At 33.4% G+C, this 14,866-nt stretch carries 13 protein-coding genes, 5 pseudogenes and 1 riboswitch; of the genes and pseudogenes, 14 read left to right on the forward strand and 4 right to left on the reverse strand.

What is annotated here, in order from left to right:
* Position 1: 1 nt before the first annotated feature.
* The 3 genes and pseudogenes from AB5359_RS02525 to AB5359_RS02535 all read left to right on the forward strand — a co-directional run.
* A pseudogene (locus AB5359_RS02525) lies at positions 2-625 on the forward strand (ATP-binding cassette domain-containing protein); the annotation flags it as partial.
* Complete coding sequence (locus AB5359_RS02530) at positions 612-1,421, forward strand: aldo/keto reductase (protein WP_126327892.1); 810 nt, start codon at positions 612-614, stop codon at positions 1,419-1,421. The pseudogene AB5359_RS02525 and the gene AB5359_RS02530, both read left to right, overlap by 14 nt.
* Before the next feature lie 120 nt (positions 1,422-1,541).
* Positions 1,542-1,826 (forward strand): annotated as a pseudogene (locus AB5359_RS02535) (iron-sulfur cluster biosynthesis family protein); the annotation flags it as partial.
* Between the two features lie 235 nt (positions 1,827-2,061).
* Here the strand turns inward: AB5359_RS02535 and AB5359_RS02540 are convergent.
* Complete coding sequence (locus tag AB5359_RS02540; protein ID WP_077410393.1) at positions 2,062-2,634, reverse strand: TetR/AcrR family transcriptional regulator; 573 nt, start codon at positions 2,632-2,634, stop codon at positions 2,062-2,064.
* Positions 2,635-2,723: 89 nt separating this feature from the next.
* Here AB5359_RS02540 and AB5359_RS02545 point away from each other — a divergent pair, with 89 nt between their 5' ends.
* The 4 genes from AB5359_RS02545 (at position 2,724) to AB5359_RS02560 (ending at position 6,694) form a co-directional block, all read left to right on the forward strand.
* Positions 2,724-3,890, forward strand: coding sequence for a S9 family peptidase (locus tag AB5359_RS02545; protein WP_048687059.1), 1,167 nt, complete (start codon positions 2,724-2,726; stop codon positions 3,888-3,890).
* A gap of 20 nt (positions 3,891-3,910) precedes the next feature.
* Positions 3,911-4,558: an NAD(P)-dependent oxidoreductase gene (locus AB5359_RS02550; protein WP_003647328.1), complete on the forward strand. Its 648-nt coding sequence runs from the start codon at positions 3,911-3,913 to the stop codon at positions 4,556-4,558.
* Positions 4,559-4,792: 234 nt separating this feature from the next.
* Positions 4,793-6,025 carry an MFS transporter gene (locus tag AB5359_RS02555; protein WP_048687056.1) on the forward strand — a complete coding sequence of 411 codons (1,233 nt, stop codon included), beginning with the start codon at positions 4,793-4,795 and terminating at the stop codon, positions 6,023-6,025.
* A 324-nt stretch (positions 6,026-6,349) separates the two neighbouring features.
* Positions 6,350-6,694, forward strand: coding sequence for an anion permease (locus tag AB5359_RS02560; protein ID WP_008470808.1), 345 nt, complete (start codon positions 6,350-6,352; stop codon positions 6,692-6,694).
* A 115-nt stretch (positions 6,695-6,809) separates the two neighbouring features.
* On the opposite strand, the gene AB5359_RS02565 is transcribed toward AB5359_RS02560, so the two are convergent.
* Positions 6,810-7,043, reverse strand: coding sequence for an MFS transporter (locus AB5359_RS02565; protein ID WP_368287188.1), 234 nt, complete (start codon positions 7,041-7,043; stop codon positions 6,810-6,812).
* Between the two features lie 177 nt (positions 7,044-7,220).
* On the opposite strand from AB5359_RS02565, the gene AB5359_RS02570 reads away from it, so the two are divergent.
* The gene (locus tag AB5359_RS02570) at positions 7,221-8,585 is read left to right on the forward strand and encodes an FAD-dependent oxidoreductase (RefSeq protein WP_048687053.1); all 1,365 of its coding nucleotides are present in this window, start codon (positions 7,221-7,223) and stop codon (positions 8,583-8,585) included.
* A 106-nt stretch (positions 8,586-8,691) separates the two neighbouring features.
* On the opposite strand, the gene ribH is transcribed toward AB5359_RS02570, so the two are convergent.
* Both ribH and AB5359_RS02580 read right to left on the reverse strand, forming a co-directional pair.
* Positions 8,692-9,111, reverse strand: coding sequence for a 6,7-dimethyl-8-ribityllumazine synthase (ribH, locus tag AB5359_RS02575; RefSeq protein WP_048687108.1), 420 nt, complete (start codon positions 9,109-9,111; stop codon positions 8,692-8,694).
* 135 nt (positions 9,112-9,246) lie between these two features.
* Positions 9,247-9,432: pseudogene (locus AB5359_RS02580) on the reverse strand (riboflavin biosynthesis protein RibA); the annotation flags it as partial.
* Positions 9,433-9,544: 112 nt separating this feature from the next.
* A riboswitch (FMN riboswitch) is annotated at positions 9,545-9,658 on the reverse strand.
* Between the two features lie 62 nt (positions 9,659-9,720).
* Between AB5359_RS02580 and AB5359_RS02585 the strand changes: the two are divergent.
* The 6 genes and pseudogenes from AB5359_RS02585 to AB5359_RS02610 all read left to right on the forward strand — a co-directional run.
* Positions 9,721-9,831: pseudogene (locus tag AB5359_RS02585) on the forward strand (ABC transporter permease); the annotation flags it as partial.
* A gap of 372 nt (positions 9,832-10,203) precedes the next feature.
* A complete protein-coding gene (locus tag AB5359_RS02590; RefSeq protein WP_048687050.1) occupies positions 10,204-11,136 on the forward strand; it encodes a YafY family protein in 933 nt (310 codons plus the stop codon).
* Positions 11,137-11,209: 73 nt separating this feature from the next.
* Positions 11,210-11,596: a hypothetical protein gene (locus AB5359_RS02595; protein ID WP_003648806.1), complete on the forward strand. Its 387-nt coding sequence runs from the start codon at positions 11,210-11,212 to the stop codon at positions 11,594-11,596.
* Between the two features lie 109 nt (positions 11,597-11,705).
* Positions 11,706-12,357: pseudogene (locus AB5359_RS02600) on the forward strand (ATP-binding cassette domain-containing protein).
* The gene (locus AB5359_RS02605; protein ID WP_180374226.1) at positions 12,338-12,808 is read left to right on the forward strand and encodes an ABC transporter permease; all 471 of its coding nucleotides are present in this window, start codon (positions 12,338-12,340) and stop codon (positions 12,806-12,808) included. Before AB5359_RS02600 ends, AB5359_RS02605 begins: the two are co-directional and overlap by 20 nt.
* 143 nt (positions 12,809-12,951) lie before the next feature.
* Positions 12,952-14,853: a heavy metal translocating P-type ATPase gene (locus AB5359_RS02610; RefSeq protein ID WP_048687049.1), complete on the forward strand. Its 1,902-nt coding sequence runs from the start codon at positions 12,952-12,954 to the stop codon at positions 14,851-14,853.
* Positions 14,854-14,866 lie beyond the last annotated feature (13 nt).

Genomic DNA, 14,866 nt, shown 5'->3' on the forward strand with positions numbered 1-14,866 from the left:
TAAAGAATCATGGGTTAATTCTTTGATGCAACCAATTTCTAATATGTTAATGATGATTTTGGTAATCGGTATTTTAACCTATGGTGCAATTCGTGTAATGCAAGGCAGTCTTACTATGGGTGCCCTCATTTCATTTTTAATGTACTTGTTCCAATTAATGGGACCAGTAATTATGGTTAGCCAATTCTTTAACGAATTAGCCAAGACATCAGGTTTAACTGAACGTATTCGTGAAATGCTCAATGAACCCATTGAAGAATCTGCTGATGATCAAAAAGTTGATGTTGCTGGTAAAGAATTGCAATTGCAAAATGTCAGCTTCTCTTATGAAAAAGATAAGCAAATTTTGCATAACATTAATGTAGTGGCTAAACCAAATACGGTTGTCGCTTTTGCTGGACCATCTGGTGGTGGTAAATCAACAATTTTCTCATTGATTGAACGCTTCTACAAACCAACTTCAGGTAAGATTACCATTGCTGATGAAAATATTGACAATATCGATTTAACTAATTGGCGTCAGCAAATTGGTTTAGTTGGTCAGAATTCTGCAGTAATGCCAGGAACAATTCGTGAAAATTTAGTTTGCGGCTTAGATCGTGAAGTAAGCGATGATGAATTATGGCGTTAAAATTCCAATTTTTGGCTTTGGAACTTATGAAATTAGTCCAGATCAAACAAAGCAAGCAGTATTATCGGCTTTTGAAGATGGGTATCGCTTAATTGATACGGCGCAATATTATCAAAATGAACAACAAGTTGGCGAAGCAGTGAAAGCAAGTGGTCTAAATCGCGATGAAGTCTTTATCACAACTAAAACGATGACTGATGGTTATGAAGATACTAAGGTTGGTTTAGATGAATCATTGAGAAGAAGTGGACTAGATTATTTTGACCTGGTTTTAATTCACTGGCCAATAGGGCATGATATCGATACTTGGCATGCTCTTGAGGCAGCATATAAAGCAGGAAAGACGCGTGCAATTGGAATTAGTAACTTTAATAGTCAACAAACGTTAGATTTGATCCACCAAAGTAGTGTCCGTCCAATGGTTGATCAAATTGAAACTCATTTATTTTTGCAGCAATGGAAGATGCACGAATTTTTAGAAAAAGAAAATATTGTGCACGAAAGTTATAGTCCGCTTGGTAATGGTCAGCAAAATCTAATAAGTAATCCAGTTTTAAAAGAAATTAGCGAAAAATATAGGAAATCACCAATTCAAGTAATTTTGCGTTACTTGGTTCAAAACGATGTTGTAACTATTCCGCGTTCAACTAATCCAGCTCATATTAAGTCAAATATTGATATCTTTGATTTTGAATTAGATAATGATGATCTTAAGAGATTACGCGTTTTAGACGAACGTAAGCCAATTGATAGCTGGCCTGCAGAAATGCGTGAAGATGAAGATTATTAAAAAAAAGCTGAACAAAAAGTTCAAAATAAAAGCCGCATTTTGGTAAAGGGGTGAACATTTTTACCAAAATGTGATTTTTATTCAGTTCAAGTATAATAATTTAACCCTGATTTAAATGATGGGGTTAATAAATACTCAAATGTTGGGAGCTGTACGAGCGTATTAGCTTTTCAACTAATTATTGTTGATGAGGAAGATCCATTATATGAAATTGAGCTAAAAAATAAGTTTAACCTCCCTTTATTTACTGGAGAAAGAGAAATTAGCATGCTAGCCTCTGGTTTAAAATTAAAGGCGAAAAATAATGTTTTGAGTTTAGTTAGTGATGAAGGCGTGATTGATGATACAATTAGCATTAACGATATAACTAAAGATAAACAATCATTCGTTTTAAATAAAATTTAGTTTAGTAGTTAAATACCCACTCACTAGAATTGAAAGCTTTGCTTTCAATTCTTTTTTTGTAGAAGTGCACTATAAATCATATTCATACTACCAATAATTATTTTAATTTTTAATATATTTTCTGCAGTAATATATTAATCAATGAGAAATGTCATTAAGTTAAGACATGACTACTTAGCTTTGTATTTTAAGACATTGATTCAATATTGAATCAGCGTTTTTTCCATGTTTTTGATTAACTTAGTTTTGTTAATTCTCCGTTTCGCATTTTAAAGAAAAAAGTAGCCATTTCTTTGGCTGAATAGTTGGGGTGGATAGTCCAAAAACGAATAATTCCAATTAATGCAGAAATGCTGTAATAAGAAAATAGTTCTTGTAAGTCATTATTTGCTTGTAAATGCATCAATGAATGTGACAATCCTTCCATTTCTAACAAATGGTCCATTAACTTGGTTGAGAAACTTAGGTCACCATGACTGGAAATCAGAATACGAATTGTTACTAAGTTGTCTTTGAAGACCTGTAAAAAATTAGTTAGATATTCAATACCATTATCAGATTTTAATGCTAGTTGATCGAGCATTTTCTGATGTGGTTTTTTTAATGCCGTAAAAAGCCTAGCTTCAATCTGCTCAATAATTGCCCATTTATCGTTGAAATGGCGATAAATAGTAACACGATTAATATTTGCCATGTCAGCTAATTCATTCATCGTAATTTTATTTAAATCACGTGAATCCATTAATTTTAATAGTGCAGATTCTATTATTTGATCAGTTTTTTTGCTTTTCTTATGATATTTATTCAAAATGCAACACTCCATCTCATTTTGTAGTTAAATTATAGTCCTTTTTTCTCTAAGATTGAATCAACAATTAAGAAGAGAGGTAATAACCCATGACAGAAATCTTTAAGAAACATTGGTCAGAATATAAATATAGTAAAAACATGTTGCAAGATGCATTAATCAAGCATGTGATGGATTTAATGCCATATCGCATGAGCGATGAAGGTGAAGTCTTAGAAATCATTATGAATATTAAAGAAAGTGATGAACAAAGCTGGATTAATGCCTGGAGTAATATGGCAGCAAACTTACAGAGCCGTGCGCATAAGTTTGAAAAAGCCGGCAAACTAATTAGTGCTGGTAGTAGTTATCTGCGGGCTTCTACTTATTGGCGTGTATCCCTAATGTATTTTGGTGATTGGCAGGACCCTAGAATGCAAGAATTTTCTCAAAGAAGTAAAGACTGTTATGACCGTGCTTTAGAGTTAAATGGTTATCCTGGTGAAGCAATAAGAATTCCTTATGAAAATACTTATTTACCAGGTCATTTTTACCGCTCGCCGTTTGCTAAAAATAAAAAGGCACCATTATTAATCGTAATTCCAGGACGGGATACTTGGGCAGATGATACAATTTGGGTTACTGACGCGGCAATTAAGCGCGGAATTCATGCCCTAACTTTTGATGGACCTGGACAAGGGATGGCATTAAGACTGCAAGACTTAAAGTTTAGACCAGACTTTGGAAATGTTTTAGGACCAGTTATTGATTTCGCTCAAAAACAAGAGGAAGTTGATTCAGAACAAATCGGAGCAATGGGTATGAGCTTTGGCGGCTTTTTAGTAGCGCGTGGTGCAGCTTTTGATAATCGATTAAAGTTTATTATTTCAGATCCTGGTAATATGAATTGGGGTGGCATGATTGCTAAACGGTTAGAAAAAGCACTTAAAATACCAGCGATGATTCGACCTAATATGATTGACTTTGTTTTAAAAGACTATGAATGGAAGCATGGAGCAAATAATAAAACTATAATTAAAGAATTAAAGAAATTTGATAATACAAAAATTGTACAAAATATTAAAACTAAAACTTTAGTTTTAGACGGTTCCGCAGAGGTTACTCATGGAGCAGCGAAAAAGTTTTATGATGCTTTAACCTGTCCTAAGGACTACTTACTGTTTGATGAAAATTCAACTGCTCAGCAACATACGCAAATGGGTGGCTATGCAACTGGAACTGAATATATTATGAATTGGATTGAAGACAATTTTTAGTTAATAGGAAGGAGAAGCTAATGAAACTCTTTTTAATTGGTGCTACAGGTAGAACAGGATCTGAAATAGTTAAACAAGCTTTAACACGTAATGATGAATTAGTTGCTTACGTTCGAAATCCGTCAAAGTTAAATATAAATGATCCTGAGCTAACAGTAATTAAAGGACAACTTGATGATGTTGCAAAAATGGCTTCTGAAATGAAGGGATGTAACGCTGTATTAGTAACGTTAGGTAATCCAATTTCTAACAGTAGTGGTAAATTATTTAGTTTTGCAATACCTGATATTATTAAGGCAATGGATCAAGCAAAAATCAAACGATTAATTAGTCTTTCTGCATTAGGTGTTGGTACAACTTTAGCCAATACCAGTTATCCTTACCGTATGGGAGCCAAAGGATTTTTGAAAGGTAATTTTTCTGACCATGAAGCGGGTGAAAGTCAACTTAAGAATTCTGATTTAAACTGGACTACCGTTCATCCTGGTCCGTTGTTTAATGGCAAAAAGACTGAAAATCCTTTAGTTAGGGATGCTGATTCGGGATACAAGATGCCAGGTGCACCTCGAACTTATCGTAGTGATGTAGCACAGGTGATGTTAAGAATTATCAAGGATCGTAAAACCTTTGGTAAACAGTTAATCATGTGTTCAAAGCAAGATAAATAGCCCTCTTTAATATTAATACCTATTGGTACATTTTTAATTTTAGAGGGCGAAAAATCTACTTTTGATTAAATGAAAATAAGGCTTTGCGTTAAAAACTTATTGTATATTTTTTTGTTTTATGATACTATGCTTAATAACATAGCGAAAAAAATAGTGATTAAGTTTACTACGCGTATACCTTGGAAAACTCCAAGCAGTTATGTTCTCAAATTTAACTGTAAGGAGTTTTTTTTCATGCACAAAAATATATATTATTCATGGGCTAGTAACTTTTATCGATTATTTATTGGCCAAGGGCTAGCTACTATTATTTCAGAAACTGTCAATTATAGTTTGCTTTTTTATCTTACCTCAATTTCGAAATCAGCCACTATTTTATCTATTTCTGAAATAATTTCTTTATTACCAATCGCATTATTTGCTCCCTTCGCTGGCGTAATGGCAGATAGAGTTAGTAAGAAAAAGATACTTATTTTTTCTGATACAATCAGCCTTATTGTTACTCTTTTACTATTTTTGCAGGCAATCAATAGCCACAATAATCTAACGATTGATCTAATTCTGATTTCAAATTTACTTAGATCAACTACTATTAGTATTCAGAATCCGACTATTCAATCTGCTGTACCTGAACTTGTACCTGATGATAAGCTTTTAAAAATAAATGGGCAATATAGTTCGCTTCAAGCACTTAATCAATTCTTTCCGCCGATTTTAGGTGGAATATTATATGGATTGCTGCCAGTAGACTATATTCTTTTACTATCAGGACTTGCAAACGTAATAGGTATTTGTGCCGTAATAATTACATGCTTTCCGAGGAATGAAGTTAATAATGCAAATCAACGAGGCTTTCACCTTCTGTTCGAATTAAAACAAGGTCTTCATAGTATTATTCAAGTTACTGGCCTGAATAGGGTGATTATTTACAAGGCTTTTTCCGTAGCTATTATTGTGCCATCAACTGCTTTATATCCACTTATGACTAGTGAACATTTTCATGGATCTTTAAAATTTGATGCGCCGTTAGTGGAAGTTTCAATTGCATTAGGTATGGCATTAAGTGGTCTGTGTATGGGAAATTTAAATAATTTATCACATCGACTTACACCTGCAGGTATTGGAGTGCTAGGAATCGGATTAAGTTTGTTTATTTTTGGTATACTTCCCGGCAATCATTATGGTTTTATAATCTTTATTATTATTAATTTTATTGCTGGGTTATGTATTCCTTGGATTGATGCACCTGTTCAAACATTGCTTCAAGATAAGATTGAACATAAAAACTTAGGAAAGGTAATTAGTTTTTATTTAATGATGATCGGATTGGCCGGACCTGCGGGTCTAAGTTTAAGTAGTGTGATAAGTAAATTTATGTCTACTGCTGAGATTTTTATTGGATCAGGAATACTACTTATTTTGATGCTTTTAGTTGCTTTATTTGATAGGAAGCTTAGAAGTATTTAAGCTAGTTGAATATATGAATTTAACTAACTACATAATTTATTTCTCTTCTAGATATGGAAACTTACTTACATTCATTGTCTTTTTACTTTTATTCAGAGATTAGGAGTAACCAAATAATCAAATTAGAAAAAGCGAGCAATGCATTTTAAAATTGAAAATCATTGCTCGCTTTTATAAACTAGAAACTTTTTTAGATACTTTTAGGTATAGCTATTTCTTGAAATTTTGATATCCGGCTTCGATAAATTTATTTAATAATTTTACATCATGAGACCATTTCTGATCTTTAACAAAATGATGGGCACGGTTAACTGCAAATGAACCATGAATAATATAAAGGAAAATATTGTTTTAGCTTTCTTTGTAGGTTTATTTTTAGGAGCCATTTCAATCTTTCTGGCTATTGGTGGTGGACCACTTAATGTATCTCTATTCGTAATAATTTTTCACTTCACAATGAAGCAATCGTCGGTTTATTCAATTGCAACGATCTTTTTCTCACAAATTACCAAAATCATTTCGATTGTTGCTAGTGCACAATATCAGATGTTTGATATGAAAATGATTCCTATGTTGATCATTCTTCAATTATTGGCGGTTATATTGGTACAGTTTGGAACCAGAAAATTTCATCAGCAAAATTGGAAAGTTTTTATACAGTTTTCATGATTGCTATTACAGCAATTACTGGATTTAATGTAATTCATTTTATATAAAAAAGCAGGTAATAAACCTGCTTCAATTAACTATCTATTTTTGTGGCTCTTTACAAAACGCGTAACAGTTAATTATTCAGCAAATTACGAGCTAAGGAATTAACACTACCAGCAATCCCTAAGAATTGCTGGTCAACGGAAGACATAATAACTGAATTGTTTGGCGATTGGAAGAGTCCCATTCTGACTCCGTAAAATAAGGAAGTAACTACGAAGAGCCAAAGTGGTGAATTTAAGTTAAAGGAAGTCATAAAGGTAAAAATCGCAATTGCAATTAAAGCAGCAATTCGTTTGTTTTTCATGAAATTATCTCTTTCCTACTTTTTACAAGTTACAGATGAATGGTAATATTTACGTTTACAGATGTCAACATTAATTTGATTTTTGTCCATTAGTTTTGAGCAAAATATGATGGATATTAAATAATAAGTGTTGCCATTAAAACTGTAAAGAAGAAACTATTGTGTTAGGAGGATTTTATGGATAAACGTAAAATTGTAATTGTTGGTGCTTCACATGGTGGTCATGAATCAGCAATTGAGCTGTTAGATAAATATAATGATGTAGATGTAACTGTTTATGAAGCTGGCGACTTTATTTCATTTATGTCCTGTGGGATGCAGTTGTACTTAGAAAATAAAGTTACAGCAGAAGATGACGTTAGAAACTTTGCCCCAGAAGATGTTGAAAAGAAGGGCGGTCATGTTTATGCCAACCATGAAGTAACTGCTATTCATCCTGAAAATAAGACTGTTACAGTTAAGGACTTAACTAATAATTCTGAAGAAGAAGTCCAATATGATAGGTTGATTCTTTCTTCAGGCGTAACTCCTAAAGTTTTACCTGTGCCAGGTAATGATCTCAAGAATATCTATTTGATGCGTGGACGTGACTGGGCTTCTAAGTTGATGAGTGCTGTTAACGATCCAGCAATTAAAAATGTTGCTATTGTTGGTGCTGGTTATATCGGTACCGAAGCTAGCGAAGTATTTGCTAAAGCTGGCAAGCATGTAACCTTAATGGATATGATTGATCGCCCATTAGGAACCTATCTTAATTCTGAATTACTCGATGTTTTGGAACCTACCTTTAAGAAAAATATGGACTTGAAGATGGGTGTCAAGATCGAAGGCTTTAACGGCAAGGGAAAAGTTGAAAGCGTAAAAACCGATCAAGGCGATGTACCAGCTGACCTAGTTGTCGTTTCAGCAGGTGTAATGCCTAACACTGATTGGCTAAAGGGCGTAGTTGACTTAGATCAAAGAGGCTGGATTAAGACTGATCCATACTTGAGAACTAATGTGAAGGACGTTTACGCCATTGGAGATGCAATTTTGCCACTTTCAATTCCAGCTGGTAAACCAATGCCAATTGCCTTAGCCACTACTACTAGAAGAGAAGCTCAATATGTGGTCGATCATATCTTCGAGGATAAGCCAGACCGTGCCTTCAAAGGTGTTATTGGTGCCTCAGCATTAAGTGTATTTGACTATCATTTTGCTACAGCTGGATTAAATCAATTCTCAGCAGCCAAGAATAAGCTTGATTACCAAACTAGTTTCTATGAAGATAACATGCGTCCAGCTTATGTTCCAGAAGCAGATAATCCTAAGGTATATGTCAGCTTAACCTTTAATCCATACACTCACCAAATCTTAGGTGGTGCAGTACTTTCCAAGTATGATATTACTGCTCAAGGCAATGTTTTAGCTTTAGCAATTAGTCATAAGATGCGTTTGGAAGACTTAGCTGAACAAGACTTCTTCTTCCAACCAGGATTTGATCGTCAATGGAGTTTGCTTAACTTAGCTGCACAACATGCCTTAGGTATGGCAAGATTCTAATTTAGTCATTAATAAAGATAAGTTATCAAGAAAAACTAGTCATGTTTTTACAACATGGCTAGTTTTTTTGTTGGATTTAGTTGTGTTTGGATAAAATAGTTAGTAATTACAATTGCTCATTGAGGGAGATCATTTCAAGTAAACTTTGGGCAGTAGAAGAGCCTTCGTTGCCTGCTTTTAAGCCCGCCCTTTGCAAAGCTTGTTCAATATTTTCTGTAGTTAAAATACCAAAAGTGACTGAAATTTTAGCTTGTAAATTCATCTGCATAATCGCATTAGTTACGTTTTGAATAATCATGGCATAATGATCAGTTTCACCCTTGATTACTGCACCGAGAGTCATAATTCCAGCATATTTATCAGATTTAATTAGTTTTTGAGCAGTGAAGCCTATTTCAAATGCTCCTGGTACCCAGATGACATCAATTTCATCGTCTTGGATTCCGAATTGATGAAGTGTTTCTTTAGCACCGCGAACCAAATTTTTAGTAACAATTTCATTAAATTTAGCTACGACAATCGCGATTTTTCCATGAGTATTAGTGAAGTTTCCAGTATATTCAGTCTCCTTGAGTTCTAATAAATGATGAAATCTCTTTTTCTTAGTTTGTAGGTAAAAACGATCAACATCATTAGGTGCAATTTCTAATGGAATACGTTTATTAATCTTAATACCGTAATCGTTTAATTGGTCAATTTTATCAGGATTATTAGTTAGCAAATTGATTTCTTTGATCTTCAATTCTTTGACAATCACAGCACCAACCAAAGGATTCTTCCAAGTTTGGAAGCGTCCTTTTTTAGCTTCTTGTAAAGCTAAATTCATATAATATTGGTCTTTTTCCATTTAAATCACTTCCTAACAGAACAAAAAAAGAACCTCGAAGCTAAACTTCGAGGTTCAGAAATAGTATGCAAGTTAAAAAATAATTCAAGTACGCAAATAAGCGTAGATTAAAATTATCCTTCTTCCATCTAGACTATAACTATCGGTACCATTAAGAGTTCAACCGCTTGCGCGGGTTGCGGACTTTATCGCCGGTCGGGAATTTCACCCTGCCTCGAAGAATATTTATTTAATTCTCATTCGGCATAAAGCTGCTTTTCTTTTTTGTCAAATGATATTTATAGGGCTCTTTTAAAGAATTTTCTGAAAAGTAAAGCAACGATTGTTTTTATTGCACATAACTTCAATAAAGGGATGCGTAAATTATTCGACCGTGAAATTCGTCTGGTAAAAGAATAAACAAAACATCACAAATTTCGGTGGATTGATACTGGAATTTATGATGTTTCTTTATGTATAAAATTTGAAATTAATTATTGATTTTGATTATTCTTATCAATTTAACTGCTAAAACTCAAACTTTCTCATAAAGATTGGGTGAGTTCGGTGGTCTAGGTAACTAGCGGTTTTAGGCGTGATTTCTAAAACACCTAAATCTTTTTTTGCTGCCTCAACATTGTCAACGTAAATTTCATTTAAATGAAAATTTTTGATTGCTGGTTTGTTTAGTTAAAATATCTACCATAGTATGACCTTCCTTGTCCTGAACGCCTACCAGCTTTATTATAGAATAAAAGACTGACATTTTTTGACAGGAAAGCTTGCACAACTATGAAAAAATCTGAACGACTTAATCAAGAACTACTATACTTAACCGATAAAAAGATCTTTCATTTAAAAGAACTAGAAGAAAAATTTGCAATTTCTGAACGAACAGCTTTGCGAGATATTACCGATCTAGAGCAGTTAGGCTTAGCTTTTTATAGTGAAACTGGGCGTAGTGGTGGTTATTACATTACTAATAGTAAGTTACTATTGCCCATCCGTTTTAATACGCAAGAGATCAACGCTATCTTTTTCGCTTTACAGGCAATAAAAAATCTTAGTGAAACGCCATACAGTAACGAATATCAAAAGATTCAGACTAAATTACTAAAGAATCTACCTCAAAAATTACAAAACCAAATTAGTCTTCAAAAAGAATTTGTTCACTATATTAGTCAGCCAAGCTTGAATGAAGTACCTTTTTTTACTTTGCTACTTAAAGCTTGTCTGAATAATAGCGTAATTTTAGCGCGAAATTTTCAGTTTATTAAAGAAGAACAAAAATTGCAGTTGCTTGATATATTCTACCAAGCAGGGAATTGGTTTTGTCATGCTTATAATTTGGATTTAAAACGTTGGTTTGTCTTGCGGCTTGATAAATTTGAAACAGTAAAGCTACTAAATACTAAACAATCGGTGATGAATAAAGAGCAATTACTTGATAGCTTCCGGCAATATGAACGGGAGCATTATTGCATCCCTTATCAATGTCAGTTAACCCAAATCGGTGAACAAAAAGTTGAGTATAATTCATACCCAATCATGCAAATTGACCATAAGCATGGAAAAATATATCTGAATGGTAAATATAACAAGGAAGAACTACATTATTTAGTCGACTATTTGATATCTCTGGGTTCTGAAGTAAAAGTATTAAAGCCAAAAGAATTAAAGGATAGCTATTTGGAAAAGTTAAATGAAATAATTCAGCAATATTAATTTGCTAATTCTGACATAGGTTGTCAGGATTAAGGAATAAAATAAAACTGAAAGGTTTTAGGAGGTAGAATTTATGACAAAGATAATGAACGAAGATTTTTTAGACGTTTTAGAAGATAAAGGACCAGCAACGATTATTTCCATCAATGGCAATCCAGCTAGTGTGGTTAATACTTGGTCACAATATATTAATGTGGTTGCGGATGATACTATTTTGATTCCGGCTGCTGGGATGCATTCAATTGAACAGGATTTCAAGAAAGATCCTAAGCATGAATTAACGATTACGATTGGTTCTTATAATTATCAAGGAACCGCTGGTATGGGTCGCGGGTATCATATTCACGGTAGTGGTCAATTTATTAATGAAGGCGCATATTTTGATCAAATGAAAGCACAATTTGATTGGATTCGAGCAGTATTAGTGGTTAAAATTCATGATGTTGAACAGAAAATATAGTAAAAAGTTTGGAGATTAGCTCCAAACTTTTATTTTTTACGCTTTTTCACTTAAATCTTGATTATGCAAAAGTACTATAATTGAAAGAAAAGATTTAAAGAAATAATCAATGACAATAATTGAACTGAAAAACGTTAATTATCAAGTGGGAAAACGAACTATTTTAAATAATCTATCTTTTGGGATAAAAAATGGTGACTTTTTAACTTTAATTGGTCCACGGGAGCGGGAAAAGTACAATTCTAAAATTAATTGCGAACTTAATCAGTCCCAGTTTGGGCACTATTTTTTATCATGGTAGCGATATTCAAAAATTAGACCCAATTAAGTATCGTCGACAAGTAATGTACTGCTTTCAGCAGCCGGTTCTTTTTGGCAAAACTGTTAAAGATAATTTATCTTTTCCCTATCAAATCAGAAATAAAGAAGTAGATTTAGTCAGGCTAGATTCATTATTAAAGATTGTAGATTTACCAGCTGAATTTTTAAATAAAGAAATAAATTCTTTGTCAGGCGGTGAAAAACAAAGAGTTGCTGTAATTCGAAGTATTGTCTTCTTACCCAAAGTGCTATTACTTGATGAAGTTACAACGGGATTAGATGGAAAAAGTAAAGAAATAGTTCATCGTTTGATTGAATCTGTCCATCGACAAGGGACAACTATTGTACAAGTGACTCATGATCAGAGTGAAATTCAAGTAGCTAAAAATGTTTTAGAAATTAAAAGTAGGGGCTTAGTAAATGAAAAATGTAACGGTTAGCAACTTATCCTTAGTTTTAGCTTTTGCGCTAGTATTAGTATCAATTGCAATTTCCGCAAAAGAAAATCTGGGATTAACCAAAGATATTTTAATTAGCGTAATTCGGGCAATCGTGCAATTAGTGATTATCGGTTTTGTTTTAAAATTTATTTTTCATATAGATACCCTTTGGTTAACGGCTGTTTCGATAAATAGTGTTTTTATCGTCTTCATTTGCAGTGATTTGATTGGCGAATTAAGTTTTCTATTTAAAACGGACTTATCGTATTTACTAGCATTTATTTTTCATCTTATTGGAACCCTTGCATTATTTTCAATAATGATGTTTTTAAATAATTGGTTGATTAATTGGCAAACTTTATTTATTTTTATCCTTGCTTACGCGATGATTTGGTTAGTCATTAGATTGACGCAGGGATGCGATATTAGGCGAATAAATCAAGAAGCGTAATAAACAAAAAGTTAAATTCAAATAATCTTACTAAAAGTACGAGCACTTAATTTACAATATTAAGTGCTTTTTCTTGATGGTTATCAATTTTTGTAAAACTCATTTCTCCTAAACTAAAACATGTAAAACAAAGGAGAATGTAAATGGTAAAGATTCAACAATTTTTTGTTAAACATCAAAAGATAATTTTGGCACTTAATACTGTGCTGATTTTATTTGCGGAAACAGCTAAGTGGTTATTCCATATCAATGCTGCTTATCAAGTTTTGATGCTAATAGTAGGAATTATTGGCTTAATTCCAATTTTGTTAACAGCTATTTCATCATTAAAAGTAAAATTAGTTTCTATTGATGTCTTAGTATCGTTAGCAGTAATTGGTGCTATTGTTATTGGCGAATTTAATGAAGCGGCGATTGTTACCTGGCTTTTTGCATTAGGTGATGTTCTAGAAGAACTTACTCTTAAAAAGACTCGTAAAGCTGTGTCTGATTTAACTAAAATGGCGCCAAAAACTGCGTTGGTTTTGCAAGATGACGGAGCAACGGAAGAAGAGGACATAGATTTTATTGATCTTGGTGAAAAGATTTTGATTAAAACCGGCGATCAAGTCCCAGTTGATGGAGAAATTGTCGCAGGTTCAGGCTATTTAAATGAAGCCAATGTTAATGGTGAGTCAAAACCAGCTGATAAAAAACAAGGTGATCAAGTCTATGCCGGAACAATTCTAGAAGATGGTACCTTGACGGTAGAAACTACAGCAGCTGGAAACGATACTACCTTTGGTAAAATTATCGAAATGGTAGAAGAAGCTCAAGATTCTAAGTCTCATACTGAAAAATTAATCAATCGTTTTTCTAAATACTATACTCCAGCGGTATTAGTGATTGCGATTATCGTAGGCTTAATTACTAGAGACTTCAAATTAACGATTACAGTAATGGTTCTAGGCTGTCCCGGTGCTTTGGTTATTGGCGTTCCCGTTTCAACTGTCGCTGGTATCGGTAATGGGGCTAAGAACGGCGTGATGTTTAAAGGCTCACAAGTAATGGATGCGGCTCGTAAAGTTGATGAGATTGCCTTTGATAAAACCGGTACGTTAACAGTTGGCCATCCTGAGGTAAATAAAATTGAAGTTTTGAGTGGTAATAAGGATGAAATTATTAATCTTGCTGCCAATATTGAATCTCAAAGTAATCACCCGTTAGCCAAAGCAATGGCTAAACTAAGTGAGCAGAAGATTGATCAAATCGAGACTAAGACAGTTAAGGGCAACGGGATGATAGCTGACTTGGATCGAGAAAAATATTATTTAGGGAATTTAGCTTTAATTGAGGAAAATACCTTTGCTAATTCTAAATTAACTCAAGTGGTTAATAAATTAAGTAATTTGGGAAACTCTGTTGTAGTCTTAGCTAATAGTAATCAAAGTAAATTGGCTGTTTTCGGCATTAAAGATCGTCTTCGCCCAGAAGCAGAAACTGCATTAAGGCAATTGAAGCAACTAGGTATTAAGAAGTTGATTATGCTTTCAGGTGATAATCAAGAAACTGCTCAACAAATTGCGGCTGATTTGCCAATTGATGAAATTCATGGGCAAATGTTGCCAGCAGATAAGGCACAATTTGTTAAGAAGGAACAAGAAAATGGTCATCATGTTGCCTTTATCGGTGACGGCATCAATGATAGTCCGGCGTTAGCTAATGCCGATATTGCTATTGCGATCGGTAGCGGTACGGACGTTGCAGTCGATGTTTCAGATATTGTTTTAGTTAAAAATGATTTGCGTAAAATTGCCGATGCTTTATCAATTTCTAAACGAACGGTTTTAAATATGAATGAAAATATTGGGATTGCATTGTTAACTGTGTTGTTATTGTTTATTGGATTATTTACAGGTTATGTCGAGATGGCTAATGGCATGTTTATTCATGAATTCAGTATCTTGGTCGTAATCTTAAACGGCATGCGTTTAATTAAAAATCATCGAAAAGTTGACGGCCATCAATTTTCTGATAAAGAAAAAGATTTAGCATTAAACATGTAAGGAATAAGAAAGG

The organism is Lactobacillus sp. RTP31084st1_F9_RTP31084_210423 (assembly GCF_040919545.1).
GTDB classification, from domain to species: Bacteria; Bacillota; Bacilli; order Lactobacillales; family Lactobacillaceae; genus Lactobacillus; species Lactobacillus paragasseri.